At 29.3% G+C, this 17,459-nt stretch carries 18 protein-coding genes; 4 read left to right on the top strand and 14 right to left on the bottom strand.

Annotated elements, in window-relative coordinates:
• Positions 1-16 precede the first annotated feature (16 nt).
• Positions 17-1,297 (bottom strand): histidinol dehydrogenase, encoded by a 1,281-nt coding sequence (gene hisD / locus J3359_RS02130; RefSeq protein WP_208079109.1) that lies wholly within the window; start codon positions 1,295-1,297, stop codon positions 17-19.
• A gap of 250 nt (positions 1,298-1,547) precedes the next feature.
• A complete protein-coding gene (gene hisG / locus J3359_RS02125) occupies positions 1,548-2,405 on the bottom strand; it encodes an ATP phosphoribosyltransferase (protein ID WP_208079108.1) in 858 nt (285 codons plus the stop codon).
• A gap of 518 nt (positions 2,406-2,923) precedes the next feature.
• Between hisG and J3359_RS02120 the strand changes: the two genes are divergently transcribed.
• Entirely contained in the window at positions 2,924-3,448 is a 525-nt protein-coding gene (locus J3359_RS02120) for a thioredoxin family protein (RefSeq protein ID WP_208079107.1), read from the top strand.
• 2 nt (positions 3,449-3,450) lie between these two features.
• Here the strand turns inward: J3359_RS02120 and J3359_RS02115 are convergent, their stop codons facing one another.
• Both J3359_RS02115 and J3359_RS02110 read right to left on the bottom strand, forming a co-directional pair.
• Entirely contained in the window at positions 3,451-3,831 is a 381-nt protein-coding gene (locus J3359_RS02115) for a hypothetical protein (protein ID WP_208079106.1), read from the bottom strand.
• A gap of 120 nt (positions 3,832-3,951) precedes the next feature.
• Complete coding sequence (locus J3359_RS02110; protein WP_208079105.1) at positions 3,952-4,623, bottom strand: TrmH family RNA methyltransferase; 672 nt, start codon at positions 4,621-4,623, stop codon at positions 3,952-3,954.
• Positions 4,624-4,682: 59 nt separating this feature from the next.
• On the opposite strand from J3359_RS02110, the gene J3359_RS02105 reads away from it, so the two are divergent.
• Complete coding sequence (locus tag J3359_RS02105; RefSeq protein WP_208079104.1) at positions 4,683-5,363, top strand: SIR2 family NAD-dependent protein deacylase; 681 nt, start codon at positions 4,683-4,685, stop codon at positions 5,361-5,363.
• 252 nt (positions 5,364-5,615) lie between these two features.
• Here J3359_RS02105 and J3359_RS02100 read toward each other — a convergent pair whose 3' ends face one another.
• The 4 genes from J3359_RS02100 to rpsF form a co-directional block, all read right to left on the bottom strand.
• Positions 5,616-6,083 carry a DUF6495 family protein gene (locus J3359_RS02100; protein ID WP_208079103.1) on the bottom strand — a complete coding sequence of 156 codons (468 nt, stop codon included), beginning with the start codon at positions 6,081-6,083 and terminating at the stop codon, positions 5,616-5,618.
• Between the two features lie 80 nt (positions 6,084-6,163).
• Positions 6,164-6,610: a 50S ribosomal protein L9 gene (gene rplI / locus J3359_RS02095; RefSeq protein ID WP_208079102.1), complete on the bottom strand. Its 447-nt coding sequence runs from the start codon at positions 6,608-6,610 to the stop codon at positions 6,164-6,166.
• 14 nt (positions 6,611-6,624) lie between these two features.
• Complete coding sequence (rpsR, locus tag J3359_RS02090) at positions 6,625-6,921, bottom strand: 30S ribosomal protein S18 (protein ID WP_100945395.1); 297 nt, start codon at positions 6,919-6,921, stop codon at positions 6,625-6,627.
• 3 nt (positions 6,922-6,924) lie between these two features.
• Positions 6,925-7,266 (bottom strand): 30S ribosomal protein S6, encoded by a 342-nt coding sequence (gene rpsF, locus J3359_RS02085; protein WP_208079101.1) that lies wholly within the window; start codon positions 7,264-7,266, stop codon positions 6,925-6,927.
• 119 nt (positions 7,267-7,385) lie between these two features.
• Between rpsF and J3359_RS02080 the strand changes: the two genes are divergently transcribed.
• On the top strand, positions 7,386-8,285 hold the full coding sequence (locus J3359_RS02080; protein ID WP_208079100.1) for a sterol desaturase family protein: 900 nt from the start codon (positions 7,386-7,388) through the stop codon (positions 8,283-8,285).
• Between the two features lie 26 nt (positions 8,286-8,311).
• Here the strand turns inward: J3359_RS02080 and J3359_RS02075 are convergent, their stop codons facing one another.
• The 4 genes from J3359_RS02075 to priA form a co-directional block, all read right to left on the bottom strand.
• Entirely contained in the window at positions 8,312-9,412 is a 1,101-nt protein-coding gene (locus tag J3359_RS02075; RefSeq protein ID WP_208079099.1) for a hypothetical protein, read from the bottom strand.
• A gap of 24 nt (positions 9,413-9,436) precedes the next feature.
• Positions 9,437-10,285, bottom strand: a complete 849-nt coding sequence (locus J3359_RS02070; RefSeq protein ID WP_208079098.1) for a hypothetical protein — start codon at positions 10,283-10,285, stop codon at positions 9,437-9,439.
• Positions 10,272-10,829 carry an RNA polymerase sigma factor gene (locus tag J3359_RS02065; protein ID WP_208079097.1) on the bottom strand — a complete coding sequence of 186 codons (558 nt, stop codon included), beginning with the start codon at positions 10,827-10,829 and terminating at the stop codon, positions 10,272-10,274. The genes J3359_RS02070 and J3359_RS02065 overlap by 14 nt, the downstream gene beginning before the upstream one ends.
• A 221-nt stretch (positions 10,830-11,050) precedes the next feature.
• A complete protein-coding gene (gene priA, locus J3359_RS02060) occupies positions 11,051-13,498 on the bottom strand; it encodes a replication restart helicase PriA (RefSeq protein WP_208079096.1) in 2,448 nt (815 codons plus the stop codon).
• A gap of 179 nt (positions 13,499-13,677) precedes the next feature.
• Between priA and J3359_RS02055 the strand changes: the two genes are divergently transcribed.
• Complete coding sequence (locus J3359_RS02055) at positions 13,678-14,553, top strand: alpha/beta fold hydrolase (RefSeq protein WP_208079095.1); 876 nt, start codon at positions 13,678-13,680, stop codon at positions 14,551-14,553.
• Between the two features lie 348 nt (positions 14,554-14,901).
• Here J3359_RS02055 and J3359_RS02050 read toward each other — a convergent pair whose 3' ends face one another.
• Together J3359_RS02050 and J3359_RS02045 are read right to left on the bottom strand one after the other, a co-directional pair.
• Complete coding sequence (locus J3359_RS02050) at positions 14,902-16,038, bottom strand: lycopene cyclase family protein (RefSeq protein ID WP_243765971.1); 1,137 nt, start codon at positions 16,036-16,038, stop codon at positions 14,902-14,904.
• Between the two features lie 208 nt (positions 16,039-16,246).
• Positions 16,247-17,422: a THUMP domain-containing class I SAM-dependent RNA methyltransferase gene (locus tag J3359_RS02045; RefSeq protein WP_208079094.1), complete on the bottom strand. Its 1,176-nt coding sequence runs from the start codon at positions 17,420-17,422 to the stop codon at positions 16,247-16,249.
• Positions 17,423-17,459: the final 37 nt, after the last annotated feature.

Genomic DNA, 17,459 nt, shown 5'->3' with positions numbered 1-17,459 from the left:
AAATGTTACACTAATTTTATAACTCTTTTAAACGAATTGAAACTGCATTTTTATGAGCCTGTAAACCTTCTGCTTCTGCCATTAACTCTATAGAATTTCCAATATTTAAAATTCCTTCTTTTGTTATTTTTTGAAAAGTAATACTTTTTGTAAAACTATCTAAATTTACGCCAGAATACGCTTTACTAAACCCATTTGTTGGTAATGTATGGTTGGTTCCTGATGCATAATCTCCTGCACTTTCTGGTGTATAATTTCCAATAAATACAGAACCTGCATTTTCGATATGATTTATATAAAAATTGTTATTATTTGTACAAACAATAAAGTGTTCTGGGCCATATTTATTAATCAACTCTAAAGCAATTGCATCATTTTTAACAAAAATAGATTTAGAATTTGCAATGGCTTTTGTAGCAATTGCTATTCTTGGCAAATTTAAGAGTTGTTTTTGTATCTCATTCGAAACTTTATTTATTAGCTTTTTTGAAGTAGAAACTAAAATAACCTGACTGTCTGCTCCATGTTCTGCCTGACTCAATAAATCGGAAGCCACATAACTTGCATTTGCAGTATCGTCTGCAACTACTAATAATTCACTTGGACCTGCTGGCATATCTATGGCCACTCCGTATTTTGTTGCTAATTGTTTTGCAACAGTTACAAATTGATTTCCTGGCCCGAAAATTTTATATACTTGTGGTATTGTTTCTGTTCCGAAAGTAAGTCCTGCAACAGCTTGAATTCCGCCAACTTTAATAATTTTAGTAACGCCACATAAATTAGCTGTAAATAAGATTGCTGGGTGAATTTTCCCTTCTTTATTTGGTGGAGAACATAATACAACTTCCTTACAACCAGCAATTTGAGCAGGAATCGCCAACATTAAAACTGTTGAAAAAAGCGGTGCAGTTCCTCCAGGGATATACAAACCTACTTTTTGAATGGGTCTTTTTTCTTGCCAACAAGAAACTCCATTTGTAGTTTCTACAGAAACTTTTTCGGTTTTTTGAGCTTTGTGAAAAACAGTAATATTTTTGTAGGCAACTTTAATTGCTTCTTTTAATTCATTTGAAACTTCTAAAATAGCTGTTTTAATTTCATTTTCAGAAACTATATTATTTTCTAAAGAAACATCGTCAAACTTTTGCGTGTATTTAGAAATGGCTTTGTCACCCTCTTTTTGAACTTCAATAAAAACCTCATTTACAATTCCTTCGATATCCTCGACAGTTTTTGTAGGTCTTTCTAAGATTTTACTCCAATCTTTTTTTGGTGGATTATTTATAAAATTCATTTTTTATCTTTTTCCTGCAAGGTTAACTTTGTAGGTATTTATTGTTTATTTTTAGACCTGCAAGGTTTTAAAAACCTTACAGGAAGTTTTTAAACTTGCGTGAGCGTTAGGGATTGAAACAGCATCCTTTTTTCTTTTTTGAAAAAAGATATAGTGAAAAGCCCGTTAAAACGCCCAAAAAATTGTTCAACTTTTAAAACTTTAGATGCTGAAACAAGTTCAACATATTTTAATTTTTTCTTTCGAAAAATTAAAGCACCATTTTTTCAATTGGACAAACTAAAATTCCTTCTGCTCCATTGGCTTTTAAATCTTCGATAATATCCCAAAATTTATTTTTAGTAACAACTGTATGCACAGAGCTCCAACCTTTTTCTGCCAAAGGCAAAACTGTAGGACTTCGCATACCTGGTAACAAAGACAAAATTTTATCTAATTTATTATTTGGTGCGTTTAATAATACGTATTTAGATTCTCTACCTTTTAAAACGGACTGAATTCTAAACTGAATTTTATCTAATATCGCTTTTCTTTCCTTAGAAATTTGTGGGGAAACTGCCAAAACTGCTTCCGATTTTAATAAAACCTCAATCTCTTTTAATCCATTTTTAAACAAAGTACTTCCACTGGAAACGATATCGCAAATTCCATCTGCCAAACCAATATTTGGGGCAATTTCTACAGAACCATTAATAATATGTAATTGTGCGTCTAAATTGTATTCTTTTAAATATTTCCTTACAGTTTCTGGATACGAAGTTGCAATTCTTTTTCCGTCTAAATCTTTTAAAGAATTTGCTTTCGATTCTTTTGGAACAGCGATTGAAACTTTACATTTAGAGAATCCTAAACGTTCTATAAAGGCTAAATCACTGCCTTTTTCTATTAAAATGTTTTCTCCAATAATTGCGGCATCTACTACTCCATCTCGTAAGTATTGAGGAATATCGCCATTTCTTAAATAGAAAACTTCCACAGGAAAATTTCTGGCAGCTGCTTTTAATTGATCTTTTCCATTGTCGATAGAAATTCCGATATCTTTTAAGATATTCATAGAATCTTCATTTAATCTACCAGACTTTTGTACTGCAATTCTTAAATTACTCATTATTTTTATTTTTTTTATGCCTGAGCAAATAGATTTTAAATAAAAACCCGTTTGATTTGCTCAAACGGGTTTTTAAAATATGCTGATTTTTATTCAATACATTTTTAAATCGCTTGATTGCAATTGTAAAAATGACGATGATGTGATTGAATAAAGTTCATAATTTTATTTGTTATGCAAATATCTTAATTTTATTTTTTAAAATACAAAGGATACTTGTAAAATTTAAGTTAATTTAATAAAATTTATCAATATTGATAAATATGTTTAATTTTTATAAGAAATTCTTAATTTTTAAAGGTTAAATTCACGAATACTACTTTGTATTTTAAAAAATAAAAAATTACACCAAAAAGTTTTTATTTGTGATATTTTTTTTGAATACTTAACTAATAAAAATTAGAAATTTTTGCATTTGTGACAAAAAATAGTTTTTTTAAAGTTTAAGTTTGTCTGTTACAAATATTTTAAATATATTTAATATAAATGTATTTCTTTTAATGTCTAAAATATACCCAATGGTTTTAAAAAAAATAACACTTAACACTCTTTTATTTGCATTTATCTCTTTAAATGCTTTTTCTCAAAAATCTACTGACGAGCTTTTAAACGAAGCAAAAACAACTGCTCAAAAAGAAGGAAAAGCTATTTTTATAAAATTTGAAGCTTCTTGGTGTGGTTGGTGTCATAAAATGACAAAAGACATAAAAGCGAAAGGAACTAGAGAATTCTTTAATAATAATTATGTAATTGTACCTATTGTAGTTAAAGAATCTAAAAAAAATAAACATTTAGAGAATCCTGGTTCCACAGAATTATTAAAAAAATATGGTGGAGATAAAGCTGGTTTGCCTTTTTGGGTAATTTTAGATGCTAATTTAAATTTAATTACAGATTCTTTTAATGATAAGAATCAAAATTTGGGAGGCCCAGCAAGTGTTGAGGAAGTAGCTTCTTTTATAAAAAAAATAAAAAAATCTGCCAAAAATATTTCAGAAAAAGATATACAGAATATTAAAGATCAATTTACTTTAAAAAGATAAAATTATAATTTTTGAGGGGCAATTTCTGGTAACTTGTTTTTAAAACTTGGGTAATTTTCTCGGTAAGAAACCAATTTCTTTTTAGAAACTAACACAATTAAATCTTCGTTTAAAGTGAATAGAGTTCCTGTTCTAAAAGTATTGAGTAATAATTTTTTTATTTCTGCAATTGCTTCTTCTATAAAAAAATGCTTGTATTTTTCTTCATTTTTATAACGATATTTAAACTCAAAAACTTGTTTTCCTTCAATAATTTGTAAACGCATATACACATTTAACAAACCTTCGCTCTTTCTTAAAGCCTTGCTTAAAGTTAGTTTTACAAACACATCGTTTTTTAAACTTTCTTGTAATGTTTTAAATAGGTTTTTAAAATCACTCATATTGCAAAGATAAAAAAGCTATGGTATTAAATTGTTTATAAATTAGAAAAGTAATTACACCTTAAAAATGAAAAAAATATGTATTATTCTTATGTTGGTATTCTGCTACTTTTGGGTTCATTATTCTAAATTGTGATGATAACGTTCTTCAATTTTATCGACATTTTTAATGGTCTTTTTTACCCAATTAAAATACAAAATTTCTTTTTCTTTTGTTGATAACTGCCATTTCACATTAGAATTTCGAAGTTTCGTAGTTACATCTTGTAAAATAATTGCAGCTGCTACAGAAATATTTAAACTTTCTGTAAAACCTACCATTGGTATTTTTAGAAATCCGTCTGCTTGTTCTTTCACAGTTTCGGAAACTCCCTCCTTTTCTACCCCAAATACAAAAGCCGATTTTTTTGAAATATCAAAATCCTGTAATAAACAAGAATCGTTGTGTGGCGTGGTTGCAATAATTTTATAACCCTCTTGTTTTAGTTTATGTAAACATTCTTTTGTGTTATCTCCATCTTCTCTATAGTTATACTGACTCAGCCATTTCTGAGAACCCTTTGCAACATGTCTAGAAACTTTATTTGTGTATTTATTTTCGATTGCGTGTACATCTTGCACTCCAAAAATATCGCAAGTTCTAACCACTGCACTTGCATTGTGTGCTTGATAAATATCCTCTAAAACGACTGTAAAATGTCTTGTTCTGTCTTCTAAAATTCTTTTGAAGAGTGATTTTCTTTTTTCTGTTAAAAAACCTTCGAAATAGGTTAATAATTTTTCATCTATCATAAAACAAACTTAAAACTATTATTTTTACTCTAAATACAATTTACAAAACATTTTAATTGATGAAAAAAATAGTTGTTTTAACAGGTGCAGGAATTTCTGCGGAAAGTGGCATAAATACGTTTAGAGATGCAGATGGTTTGTGGGAAGGGCATGATGTTATGGAAGTTGCAACTCCAGAAGGTTTTGCAAGAAATCCTAAATTGGTTTTAAATTTTTATAATGAACGTAGAAAGCAGTTATTAGAAGTTTCCCCTAACAAAGCGCATTTTAATTTAGTTGCATTTGAGCAAGATTTTCATGTTGAAATTATCACTCAGAATGTGGATGATTTACACGAAAGAGCTGGGAGTAAGAATGTTACGCATTTACATGGAGAATTATTAAAAGTGAGAAGTTCTAAGCACGAAAATGATATTTTAGAATGGAAAAAAGAGTTGGTTTTAGGAGATTTATGTAAAAATAAAAGTCAGTTAAGGCCACATATTGTTTGGTTTGGAGAAATGGTACCTATGTTAGACAAAGCTTTAGAAATCACCCAAACCGCAGATATTTTAGTAATTATTGGAACCTCTATGCAAGTGTATCCTGCTGCAAGTTTGGTAAATTACGTAAAACCCAATACAGCCATTTACTTTATAGACCCAAAACCTTCTGTTTCTAAAAACGATTTTAACAATTTAACGATTATTAGTGATATTGCAAGTTCTGGAACGGATAAATTGTTGAAGTTGTTGGGTTAATTTGTTATTCCTGCCTTTCGACTTCGATCAAGATAAATTCCAACAGGAATCCATATTGTATTTACTTTACAAGCATTTACCTGAAAGGAATTGACAAAAAGTTTGCAAACAAGTCTAGCCCTGATTGAGTGGTCTGTTTGAGCTCTTTTTTGCCAGTTTTCTGGCAAAAAAAGCGAGTAGCGAAAGCAGGAATAGCTCCAAAAAAAACATCAGAATTTATACCTACAAAGTCTTTAAAACCTTGCAGGAGAATTAAGAAATCAACTGATTAAAATACTCGAAAATTTCTCCTTGCGAAATAGAACTTCCTTTTTCTATTAAATCGAAAATTTCTGTATTTCTCTCGTTATTATAAGGTTTTGAGCCTTTAAATATCTCCACAGAATTATCCATAGGATTTTGCATTAGCCACTCAAATCCTTTTTGTTCCAATAAATTGATGTTCCAATTTATTTTAATAGCGATTCTGTGTATTTCCTCTTCGTCGCATTTAAAAAGGTTTGCAGAAGTTTTCGAAAAATGCTCTACATATTTAACTTTGGTTAAAACGTCGTCCCAAACAACATCAGAAAAAATATTCATTTCTTCTTCTGCCACTGCAGGTTTTTCTGCTTTAATTTGGTTCCATTCTTTTGCATCGATACTTTGTGATGCTAAAAAACGTGCAAATTCTTCGTGTAAACTTTCGAATTGTTCTTTGGTGAGTTGTCTGTATTTCATTTTAAGTTGGAAGTTGGAAGCTGGAAGTAAAAAAAAGCCCGTTATTTCTAACGAGCTTTTTTTAATAAATTTAAAGTAAATTATTCAGAAACTACTTCAAAAGTAATATCTGCTACTACTGCTCTATGTAACCTTACAGAAGCTTCGTATTTACCTAATCTTTTAACAGAACCACCAACAACTTTAATAAATTTCTTATCAATTTCTGTTCCTGCTTTTGCTAATGCTGCAGCTAAATCTATATTGTTTACAGAACCAAATAATTTATCTCCTGAACCAGTTTTAGATGTAATTTTAATTTCATATCCTTTAATTTCTTCTGCTATTTTGTTAGCATCGTCTATTAATTTAGATTCTTTATAAGCTCTTTGCTTTAAGTTCTCTGCTAAAACTTTCTTTGCAGAAGAAGTAGCTAAAACAGCTTGCCCAGTTGGGATTAAAAAGTTTCTACCATATCCGTTTTTAACGTCTACAACATCGTCTTTAAATCCTAAGTTTTCTACGTCTTGTCTTAATATCAATTCCATGTCTTACGTCTTTATTATTTTAGTAAATCTCCAACATAAGGCATTAACGCTAAATGACGACATCTTTTAATTGCCTGCGCTACTTTACGTTGATATTTTAATGATGTTCCTGTTAAACGTCTTGGTAAAATTTTACCTTGCTCGTTTACTAAATACATTAAAAAGTCTGCATCTTTATAATCGATATACTTGATACCTTTTTTCTTAAATCTACAGTATTTTGCTTCTTTTTTAGTGTCTATATCTAATGGCGTTAAATACCTAACGTCTGCAGATTTACCACCTTTTGCTTGTTGTTCTATGGATGCCATTTCTTATTTTTTAGTAGATTTAACACGTTCTCTTCTTTTTTCTGCCCAAGCTTCTGCATGTTTGTCTAGCTTTACAGTTAAATAACGCATAACGCTATCGTCTCTTCTAAACTCTAATTCAAACGCAGCAATTTCTTCTCCTGCAATTTTAAAGTCAATTAAGTGATAAAAACCACTTTTTTTCTTTTGAATTGGATACGCTAATTTCTTTAAGCCCCAATCTTCTTTAGCGACTATTTCAGCTCCTTTGGAAACTAAATAATCTTCGAACTTTTGTACTGTCTCCTTTATCTGAGTATCAGATAAAACGGGATTTAAAATGAAAACAGTTTCGTAATGATTCATAAATTAAATATTTTGTTTATTTTTAAGGGTGCAAATATAATAACTTTTTTATATTTAAAAGTATATTTTGCTCAATATAATTTATTCATTTTTGTAATTTACCAAAAAAAAATACGAATATGCAAGTACCTGAAATACCCAACTTAATTCATTATGCAATTCCTTTCTTTGTAATTACTATTGTTATTGAAGTAATTTTAACGGTAAAAGTAAAGTTAGATGATTATGAGTTTAGAGATTCTGGAACCTCTATTTTAATGGGTTTAGGAAATGTTGCTATTGGTTTATTTACAAAAGGCATTATGCTAAGCTTTTTTTATCTTATTTATAATTTTTATCATCTATTCGAAATTCCTTTTACTTGGTGGGCATGGATTCTTCTTTTATTTGCGGATGATTTCTGTTATTATTGGTTTCATAGAATTAGCCATGAAAGTAGGTTCTTTTGGGCAAGCCATGTTGTACATCATTCTTCTAAAAAATACAATTTAAGTACAGCTTTAAGGCAAACTTGGTCTGGTAGTTTTTATACTTTTATTTTTTGGGTTCCATTAATTTTAATAGGTTTTCATCCAATAATGGTTTTAGTACAAATGTCTATTAGTTTAATTTACCAATATTGGATTCATACAGAATTAATAAACAAAATGCCCAAATGGTTTGAAGCCGTTTTTAACACACCAAGTCATCATAGAGTGCATCATGCAACCAACCCACAATATTTAGACAGAAACCATGCAGGAATTTTTATTATTTGGGATCGATTATTTAAAACTTTTGAACCAGAAGTAGAAAAACCTGTTTATGGTTTGGTTGCCAATATTAATACATACAATCCTGTAAAAATTGCCTTTATAGAATGGTATGCTATGTTTAAAGATTTTTTTACTCCAAAAATATCTCTTAAAAACAGGTTTTTATATTTACTAAAACCTCCTGGCTGGAAACACGATGGCTCCAGTATATTATCTAACGACTTAAGAAAAAAATGGGAAGCCAACAAAAAAACCAACGTCTAAAATATTGGTTTTTAAAAGTAATTCGTTTAATTTAAATCTAAACGAATTCCCATAGAAATATTTCTTGTTTCTGTGTCTTTAAATAACGGATTTAAATCGTATTTCACATAAAAACTGGTAGATTTATAGCCTAAAAATGCACTTAAACCATAATTAACGGTGTTCATATTAAAATTATCGTATGCTACTTGGGTTTTTTCTACTCCACTATTATCTTTATATTCTAAATATTGTCTGGTTCCTAATTTAAAACCTACGAAACCTCCAACTCCCAAACGTACAGATCTGTTTGTTCTGTCGTGAACATAACCATCTTTATATTTTTTGTTTTTTGATAAATCCCACTCAATATGCATTGGAAAATTCATTTGAACATGTCGTAATCTACTTTCTAATAAATTTTCTGGAAAGGTTTTAATTTCGGTAACATCTCCATTTTTAATATGGTATTGATTATTTTTTAATCGTAAATTATTCCACAAAAAGGAAACTCCATATTTAAAGTATAATTGAGATGGTCTTTTCGTTAAACGTGTTTTCCAAGTAAAACCCAATTCATAAAAATGCGATTGCCAAAATTTGTATTCAGAATTATTTAAAGAAGATATTTTATTATTTGCTAACACATTATTTACTCCCATTGCAAAAACAAATTGACTAGTGGTTTTATTACTTAAACCTCTGTTTCTCTTTCTTTTTTTTCTTTTTTTCTCTCTGGTTTCATCTTCATTAACTGTAAAACGAAATACTTTGCTTCCAATGGTAAATGTATTTACTTCGTCTTCTGAAAGATCGTTTTCTGAAGCACTTACAATTTTTCCGTTTGTTTTGTCTTGCACCAATAATTGTAGTAATCTTTCTTGTTCGCCAACTTTTTGTTCTATTTGTTTGGCATGATAGCTGGCAATTTCCTTTTTTAAAGTATCTGCTGTAGACTTTGTAATTTCTCCTTTTTTTAACTTTTTATCAATTTCTATTACCTTCATTTTTAAAGAATCTTTTTGTGTCTTTGTAATCAAATCGATTCTTTTAGAAATTTTTAGAACTTCTTTCTCGAATGTTTTTGTTTGTGCTGTGGCGATTGTTGTTGTAAACAACACCATTATTATTAGTAGTATTCTTTTCATGATATTTTATGTTTTAATTTTTTTTTAATTATTTCTATTTGCAATTGCAATCGCGATATTTGCTATTTTATTCTTTAAAGTATTTAAAAAGTTATTCTGAAAAGTATCCTCGCCAATATTACGTTCTACTTCTGCTAAAATGGTTTCTGGATTTACTTTTAAATTCGATTTTTTGAGCTCACTTTTAATCGTTTTTAAAACATCTTCCTTGGTTACATTATATTTCGCATAATATCTTTTTACTTCGCTTTCGGAATGTGTGACTGCATATAACAAATCTTCGCTACTTACTTTAATGCGACTGTTTGTGGTTTTTGAATTTGTTTTTGATGAATTTGCATTTATTTCTGGAACATCAGAATTTGAAATTATATTACTATTTTCTTCAACTTTTGCAATTATTGATGAATTATTTTGAAGTTTTTTTGATGATGATTTTCTATTATCTAAAATATTTTTTTCTTTTTTATTTTCAGGTTGCTTCACATTTTTCGCAATCGCATTATCTTTAGAAATCTCTTTTTTTACTGACTCCTCCTCTATTTTATCCTTTTCAACAATTACTTTTTCTGCGGGAACTTCATTAAATAGTTCATCAATTTTATTTTTTATTGAAGTTGTATCGATACTTTCTTCTACAATAATTTGTTTTGGAGTTACCATTTCATCATCCTTAGAAAAAAGATAAATACCTATAGAAATTAATGCCAAAATGCTTGCTGCATAACCAATATAAAAAAAACTGTCTTTCTTTTTTTGCTTTGGTTGCTCATCTAATTGTGTAGATAAACGTTCCCAAGCAGAAATTGATGGTTGTATCGTTCTGTTCTCGAGCTTCTTTTTTACGTTGTTGTATAACTTATTTGTTTTCATGAATTGTTTTATTCATTATTATATAATTCTGTTGCAATAATTTACGTGCTTTAAATAATTGCGATTTCGATGTACTTTCAGAAATGCCTAATTTGGCAGCAATTTCCTGATGTTTATACCCTTCTATGGCGTATAAATTAAACACCATTTTGTAACCTTCTGGCAAGGTATCTATTAGTTTTTGAATGTCTTCTACAGAAGTGTTTTCTAAACTTTGTGTGGCTGCATCATTAAAAACATACTCTTCGTCAAATACATCGACTACATTTTTTTTACGGAGGTAAGAAATACAGGTATTTACCATTATTCTGCGAATCCAACCTTCGAAACTACCTTCGTGTTTAAACTTGTGTAAGTTGGTAAAAACCTTTAAAAAACCTTGTAATAGTAAATCTTCTGCATGATGCAAATCTTTTACATACTGCCTGCAAACTCCCAACATTTTAGGCGAATGCTGCTCAAACAATTGTTTTTGCGCTTCTCTATTGTTATTTGTCGCTTTTTTAATAAGCGACTTTTCGTTATGAAGTTTAATAATTTTCAAGCCTCTTGGTTGCGATTTTATTGCCTTACAAATATATAGACTACACAAGTTTTAAAAAGGTTGCTTAGATAAAAAAAAAATTGGTTGATGGTTGATGGTTTCTATAGTAAATGGAAAATGTTGTAAGACAATAATTTTTAATGAATAAGCCTAAATTAAGTTAATAGTTTTCAATAAAGTAAAACAATAAAGAAACTATCAACTAGAAACCAACAACAAACCTAATACGCATCCACATCCAAAATAAAACGAATAGGTCTAAAGTCTTTAACTGCCTCAAACGTATTTTTAATCTTGGTAACTTGTGCTTTTGTATTTGCTAAATTCTGTTTTGGTGGAATTTTAATCACTAAATTCTTAATATATTGATTCCGAATTCTAGCAACAGCAGGCGCAGTTGGGCCTAAAACATTTTCTCCAAAAGAATGATATAATGCTTTAAATAACCAATTGATTCCTGTATCTACTTTGTTGTAATCTCTATGTTTTAGTGTTATTTTTATCAACCTATAATAAGGTGGATATTTATATTGCCAACGTTCTTGCAACTGTTCTTTATACATTGCTGTATAATTTGTCGTAGAAACTTGTTGTAATATTTGATGATAAGGATTGTAGGTTTGTATGGCTACATTTCCTTGCTTTTTACTTCTTCCTGCTCTTCCAGAAACTTGCACCATTAATTGATACGCTCTTTCGTGTGCTCTAAAATCAGGAAAATTCAACACAGAATCTGCATTTAAAATTCCCACCAAAGTAACATTATCGAAATCTAATCCCTTAGATAACATTTGTGTGCCCACTAAAATATCTATTTCTCTAGCTTCAAAAGCACCAATTATTTTTTGATAGCCGAATTTTCCACGAGTCGTATCTAAATCCATTCTTCCAATTTTAAAATCGGGAAATAACTCTTTTAATTCTAACTCTATTTGTTCGGTTCCAAAACCTTTGGTATCTAACGTATTGCTTCCACAAGAGCCACAAGAATTTGGCATTGCACGTTGGTAATTGCAATAATGGCAACGCAATTCGTGTCGGAATTTATGAAACGTTAAAGAAACATCGCAATTTGGGCATTGAGGTGAAATTCCACATGTTTTACACTCAACAACTGGCGAAAACCCTCTTCTATTCTGAAATAAAATTATTTGTTCTTTTTCGTTTAAAGCTTCCTGAATTAATTTGAGCATTCTATCCGAAAAATGACCTTTCATTTCCTTTTTTCGATGTTTTTCTTTAACATCAATCAGTTCTATTTTTGGCAATTGCACATTTCCAAAACGTCTATTTAACTTCACAAAACCATACTTTTTTTGTTCTGCATTAAAATAGCTTTCCAAAGACGGAGTTGCAGAACCTAACAAAATTTTTGCTTTATGAATTTTCGATAAAACAATCGCAGCATCTCGTGCATTGTATCTTGGAGAAGGCTCGAATTGTTTGTAAGAAGTTTCGTGTTCTTCGTCTACCACAATTAAACCTAAATTAGAAAAAGGCAAAAATATAGAAGAACGAGCGCCTAAAATTATTTGGGCTTTCGATTTATTTTCCAACACATTATTCCATACTTCTACTCTTTCGTTCATAGAATATTTCGAGTGAAATACAGAAATTTGATTTCCAAAATAAACCTGTAAACGTGTAATTATTTGTGTGGTTAATGCAATTTCTGGTAATAAAAACAAAACTTGTTTTCCAGCGTCCAAAACCTCTTGCATTAATTTTGTATAAACTTCGGTTTTTCCAGAACTTGTAATTCCGTGAAAAAGTGTTACGTCTTTTTCTTTAAACGTCTTTTTAATTTCTTTTAAAGCAATTTGCTGAAATTCATTTAGTTGCTTTAAATCGTTGGTATCTCCTTTAAAACTAATCCTATCTGTTTGAATGTGATAAAATTCTAAGATATTTTTATCAACCAACGATTTTAAAATAGATGAAGAAACATTTGCCTTTTCTTCTAAATCTTTTGCTTTTATTGGTTTTTTAGTTGTTGAAAGTTGAAAGAAAGTCAACACTGCTTCTCGTTGCTTTTTTGCTCTTGAAAGTTCTTCTAAAAGTGTATTTAAAGAAGCGTCTGAATTATAATCTGTATGCAAACGAACATATTTTACCAATTTTGGTTTGTATTGTTCGTAAATTTCTTCTTTAATATAAATTGCCGATTTTTTAATCAGTTCATTTACAGTTGGCATTACTTTTTTCTTACCTAAAATATCTGCAACTTGATGTATGGTTAATTGCGATTGATGTTGCAATGCTTCAAAAATTAAAAATTCGTCATCTTCTAAAACAGTTTCATCTGTAAAAGCTTCGTTTTTATACACAATAGTTTCGCTTTCTAACAAAAAAGCAGAAGGTAAAGAGGCTCTATACACATCTCCCAAAGAACACATATAGTAATTGGCAATCCAGCTCCAATGTTTTAGTTGTTGCTCATTTACCAAAGGTTTTTCATCTAAAATTTGGTTAATTTCTTTCGCCTCATATAAAGTGGGTACTGTTGTGTGAACCTCGAAAACCAATGCTGTATACATTTTCGTTGTGCCAAAGGAAACAGCCACACGCATACCTTTTTGCAAGAAATTTGCTTCTTCTTCTGTTACAGAATACGTAAAGGTTTTCTGAATTGGAATTGGTAATATAACGTTTATGAAATGCTGTGTCACTTCTAATATTTTTTTCGATTAAAATTAAGAAAATTGAATTAGAGAAATCTTACCATAAAGTGTTCTCGATATAATTTCGATGAAAAATAGGAATCACTCGAATTGATATTCTTAATGATTTTCTACAGACCAAAACTACGTAAAATTCACTACATTGGCATTAGAAATTTATAAACAATATGACTTCTAATTCTTGGAAAAATAAAGGAAAAAGTATTAACGTTTTTGGAAGAAAACTTTTTGTAATTGACACTGGTCTCGTTTCGAGTTTAACCGAGAAGCCTCTAAAAGAAACTTTAGTAATTCTTCATGGCTACCCAACTTCTTCTTACGATTATTACAAGGTTTTACCTGTATTAATTAAAAAATATCGCGTAATTATTCACGATCATTTAGGTTTTGGTTTTTCTAATAAACCTTTAGATTACTCCTATTCTTTAATTGAACAAGCAGATTTTGCACTACAACTTTGGAAACAATTAAATGTTACAAAAATTACTTTATTAGCACATGATTATGGAACTAGTATTGCCACAGAAATTTTAGCAAGACACAACAAACAACAGATTGATTTACAGATAAATAAACTAATTATCTGCAATGGTTCTATACACATAGAGTTGTCTCAATTAAGAACAATACAAAAATTATTGAAAAGTAAAATTACAGGGAAATGGGTTGCTAAATTAACCAGTTATACTATTTTTAAAAAGAATTTGAGAAATGTATATTTTGATAAAACAAAAGTTACAGAAGAAGAGTTAAAAGAAATGTGGTTTCAGTTAAAACAAAATAATGGACGAAAAGTAATTCACTTATTGTCTAATTATATTAACGAACGTTATTATTTTTGGCACAGATGGATTGGTGCTTTAAAAGAAACACAAATTCCTACAAAAATTATTTGGGCAAAAAACGATCCAGTTGCAGTTGCTACAATTGCCAATTTGTTAGCTAAAGAAATATCAAATAATAAATTATTTTGGATTGAGAATTGCGGTCATTTTCCAATGTTAGAAAAACCTAATGAATGGAGTAAGCTGGTTTTGGAATAAAACTCTGAAAATAGTTTTGTTTGTTTCTAAACTTTTAAAAAAAATATAACTTCGCTAAATTATCCTAAAATGAATCAAAACTTACCATATTATTTAGTGCTAAATATTGTCGAATTATTTAAGAAAACTATTTCAAATCCTTATAAAAACAATTAAATCTTCAAGTTAGCAACAAAGTAAACAAACAAGTTTAGCAAATATCAAATATTTTATCTTCCTAAAAAACAGACTAACTTTTTATTTTTTTTAAGGCTGAATACAATTTAGTAACCATTTGTAAATAAAAGTATTACAATAAATTTAAGAAAAAAAGCAAGTAATAAAATTACTAATTTATTACTAAGAACACTATTTTTTTTCTAAACCATATTCCCCAGATATAGATTTTATTAATCTATCATTGGATCTAAATCTCATTAGTAATAATGCTAAGTCCATTACAACATCGTTATTTGTAAATTTATATATTTTTCCCTGTGCTTTTTTTGAACGTTTATAATTTGCTGAAAATCGATTTTTCCATTCAGTTTCATATTCATACAAATAATTTATATCGTTATATTTTAAAGATTTTTCAATAGCTTTACTTGCCATTATTGATGCTTCGAAAATAAATTTATATCCTTCTCCAACAATAGGGTTTACCTGCGATACACTATCTCCAACACAAACTAAATTCTTAAGAACAAAATTTTCTAAAACTGGCGTAATTGGCACACTACCACCTTCTACATTATCGTTATCTTTTAAAACTAAAGCTTTTATTAAGGGTAATTCCAAAATTTCATTTAAGCGCTTTTTTAATTGCTTAACAACTTTATCGTTATAAGTTCCAAAACCAATTATTGCTCTTCTATTTTTTAAAGGAAAAATCCACCCATAACCTCCTTGAAAATCTTTACCACTTAAGAGATACATTTTTTGTGGGTCGCCCAAATATGCTACATTATATTCTACACCAGTTGCAAGACTTCCATTCTTTTCTCTTAAACCTATTTTTTTACTAAAAACACCATTCGTACCAGAAGCGTCTATTATAATTTTTCCAAAATATTTGTTGTTATTAGTGTCTTTTACAAAAGAAAAATTACCTAATTTGTCTTTTATAATATCTTTAATATGGATACTCGTTTTTGTTGTAACATACTCCTTATCAATAGCATTTATAAGCTCTTCGTGCACTTTTTTCTTATCTAAAACATATAAGTTATCGGCTTTAAGTTCTCTTTTAATGTTTTTAGATTGAAAAACTAAGGTGTCCGTTTTTTGAGCAATTACATTTTTAGATAAATCGAAATCTTCTACTTTCATAAAACTTCCTAAAGTATTAAAGGAGAATTCTAATAAGTTATCTTTTCTATCTAAAACAAGTGTAGAGCGTTTAAATTTACCAAGTTCTCTTGCAAGCATTAAACCAGCTGTACCACCTCCAATAATAACAACATCGAAACTATTCATAGAACTAAAATATTTAAACAGTTCCAAAACTACATAATTTAAAAAAATAACGAGCTTGTTAAGTAAATAAAGTTTGCAAGCAAGCTTGTCTTTCGATTTCTTTTAAAATAGTTTTTTTGAGCTGTTTTTTCTTTTTTTAGAAAAAAACGAGTAGCGAAAACGCAAATAGTTTCAAATAAAAAAGATTTCTACACAAGGTCGAAATGAAAACGAGATTTCATTTAAAATAAAAAAATTATTCTTCCTCGTCTGTTTTACGCTCTTTAAACTTACGAGTTCCTTCGTACAATTCGTATTTTACAAATTTACAATTTAAATCGCCATTTTTAAGGGCAATTCTTTTAGATGTTCGTAAACCTACTGCTTTTAAAGCATCTGTATCTGAGGTAATTAACCAAGCTGTAGAACCTGGGTAATTGTGTTTTAAGGTATCTCCTATTTTCTTATAAAATTCTTGGGTATCGATATTTAAACGCTCGCCATAAGGTGGATTAAATATAATTGTCGTATTTCCAAAAACTTCTTTTTTAGAGTTAAAAAAATTTACATGATGTACTCCAATAAACTCATCTAAATTTGCACTCTCTACATTCGCCTGCGCTTTTTGGACTGCAGAAGGCGCTTTGTCGAAACCCATAATTTTAAAATGAGAAGAACGAATTTTTTTCAATAAAGAATCTTGAATGGTAAAATACAAATCTTCATCATAATCTTTCCAATTCTCAAAAGCAAAGAGCTTTCTGTTTATGTTTGCAGGAATATTATTGGCAATCATTGCTGCTTCTATTAAAATAGTTCCAGAACCACACATGGGGTCTATAAAGTTTTCATCTCCAGTATAACCAGATAACAAAACCATACCAGCTGCTAAAACTTCGTTAATGGGTGCAATATTTGTGGCTGTTCTATAACCTCTTTTATGTAGAGAATCTCCAGAAGAATCTAAAGAAACCGTTAACCATTCTTTGTGAATATGAATGTGAATTTTTAAATCGGGATAATCTAAATCTACATTGGGTCTTTTACTGTATTTATGACGAAAATAATCGGCAATTGCATCTTTCGATTTTAAAGAAATGTAATGCGAATTTGATGTAAAATTTTTAGAATTTACAACAGCTCCAATCGCAAAAGTACCTTGGGTTTCTAAATAATTTTCCCACTTTATTTTTTGAATTGCCTCGTATAAATCTTCTTCATCGTAAATTTTACAGGTTTTAATAGGTTTTAAAACACGAACAGCCGTTCTTAAAGCCATATTTGCTTTGTACATAAAACCTTTGTCGCCACGAAAAGTAACACTTCTAATACCTTCTTTTACGTCTTGTGCGCCTAAATCTTTTAGTTCTTTTGCTAATACACTTTCTAAACCGAAAAGTGTGGTGGCTGTCATTTTAAAATCTTTATTCATACTACAAAGGTAGGTATTTTAAAGAGTAAGAATTCAT

Origin of the sequence: Polaribacter cellanae (genome assembly GCF_017569185.1) — a bacterium.
In the GTDB taxonomy this organism is placed as follows: Bacteria; Bacteroidota; Bacteroidia; order Flavobacteriales; family Flavobacteriaceae; genus Polaribacter; species Polaribacter cellanae.
The sequence above is the reverse complement of the archived record's forward strand: the minus strand, read 5'-3'. Positions and strand labels throughout refer to the sequence as shown.

Bases quoted from the DNA above. Each gene is read 5' to 3' on its own strand.
- J3359_RS02115 (WP_208079106.1), bottom strand. From the start codon at position 3,831: ATGAGTGATTTTAAAAACCTATTTAAAACATTACAAGAAAGTTTAAAA.
- J3359_RS02045 (WP_208079094.1), bottom strand. From the start codon at position 17,422: ATGAATAAAGATTTTAAAATGACAGCCACCACACTTTTCGGTTTAGAA.
- J3359_RS02080 (WP_208079100.1), top strand. From the start codon at position 7,386: ATGCAAGTACCTGAAATACCCAACTTAATTCATTATGCAATTCCTTTC.
- J3359_RS02075 (WP_208079099.1), bottom strand. From the start codon at position 9,412: ATGAAAAGAATACTACTAATAATAATGGTGTTGTTTACAACAACAATC.
- rpsF (WP_208079101.1), bottom strand. From the start codon at position 7,266: ATGAATCATTACGAAACTGTTTTCATTTTAAATCCCGTTTTATCTGAT.
- hisG (WP_208079108.1), bottom strand. From the start codon at position 2,405: ATGAGTAATTTAAGAATTGCAGTACAAAAGTCTGGTAGATTAAATGAA.
- J3359_RS02110 (WP_208079105.1), bottom strand. From the start codon at position 4,623: ATGATAGATGAAAAATTATTAACCTATTTCGAAGGTTTTTTAACAGAA.
- rplI (WP_208079102.1), bottom strand. From the start codon at position 6,610: ATGGAATTGATATTAAGACAAGACGTAGAAAACTTAGGATTTAAAGAC.
- J3359_RS02105 (WP_208079104.1), top strand. From the start codon at position 4,683: ATGAAAAAAATAGTTGTTTTAACAGGTGCAGGAATTTCTGCGGAAAGT.
- rpsR (WP_100945395.1), bottom strand. From the start codon at position 6,921: ATGGCATCCATAGAACAACAAGCAAAAGGTGGTAAATCTGCAGACGTT.
- hisD (WP_208079109.1), bottom strand. From the start codon at position 1,297: ATGAATTTTATAAATAATCCACCAAAAAAAGATTGGAGTAAAATCTTA.
- J3359_RS02120 (WP_208079107.1), top strand. From the start codon at position 2,924: ATGGTTTTAAAAAAAATAACACTTAACACTCTTTTATTTGCATTTATC.
- J3359_RS02100 (WP_208079103.1), bottom strand. From the start codon at position 6,083: ATGAAATACAGACAACTCACCAAAGAACAATTCGAAAGTTTACACGAA.
- J3359_RS02055 (WP_208079095.1), top strand. From the start codon at position 13,678: ATGACTTCTAATTCTTGGAAAAATAAAGGAAAAAGTATTAACGTTTTT.
- J3359_RS02070 (WP_208079098.1), bottom strand. From the start codon at position 10,285: ATGAAAACAAATAAGTTATACAACAACGTAAAAAAGAAGCTCGAGAAC.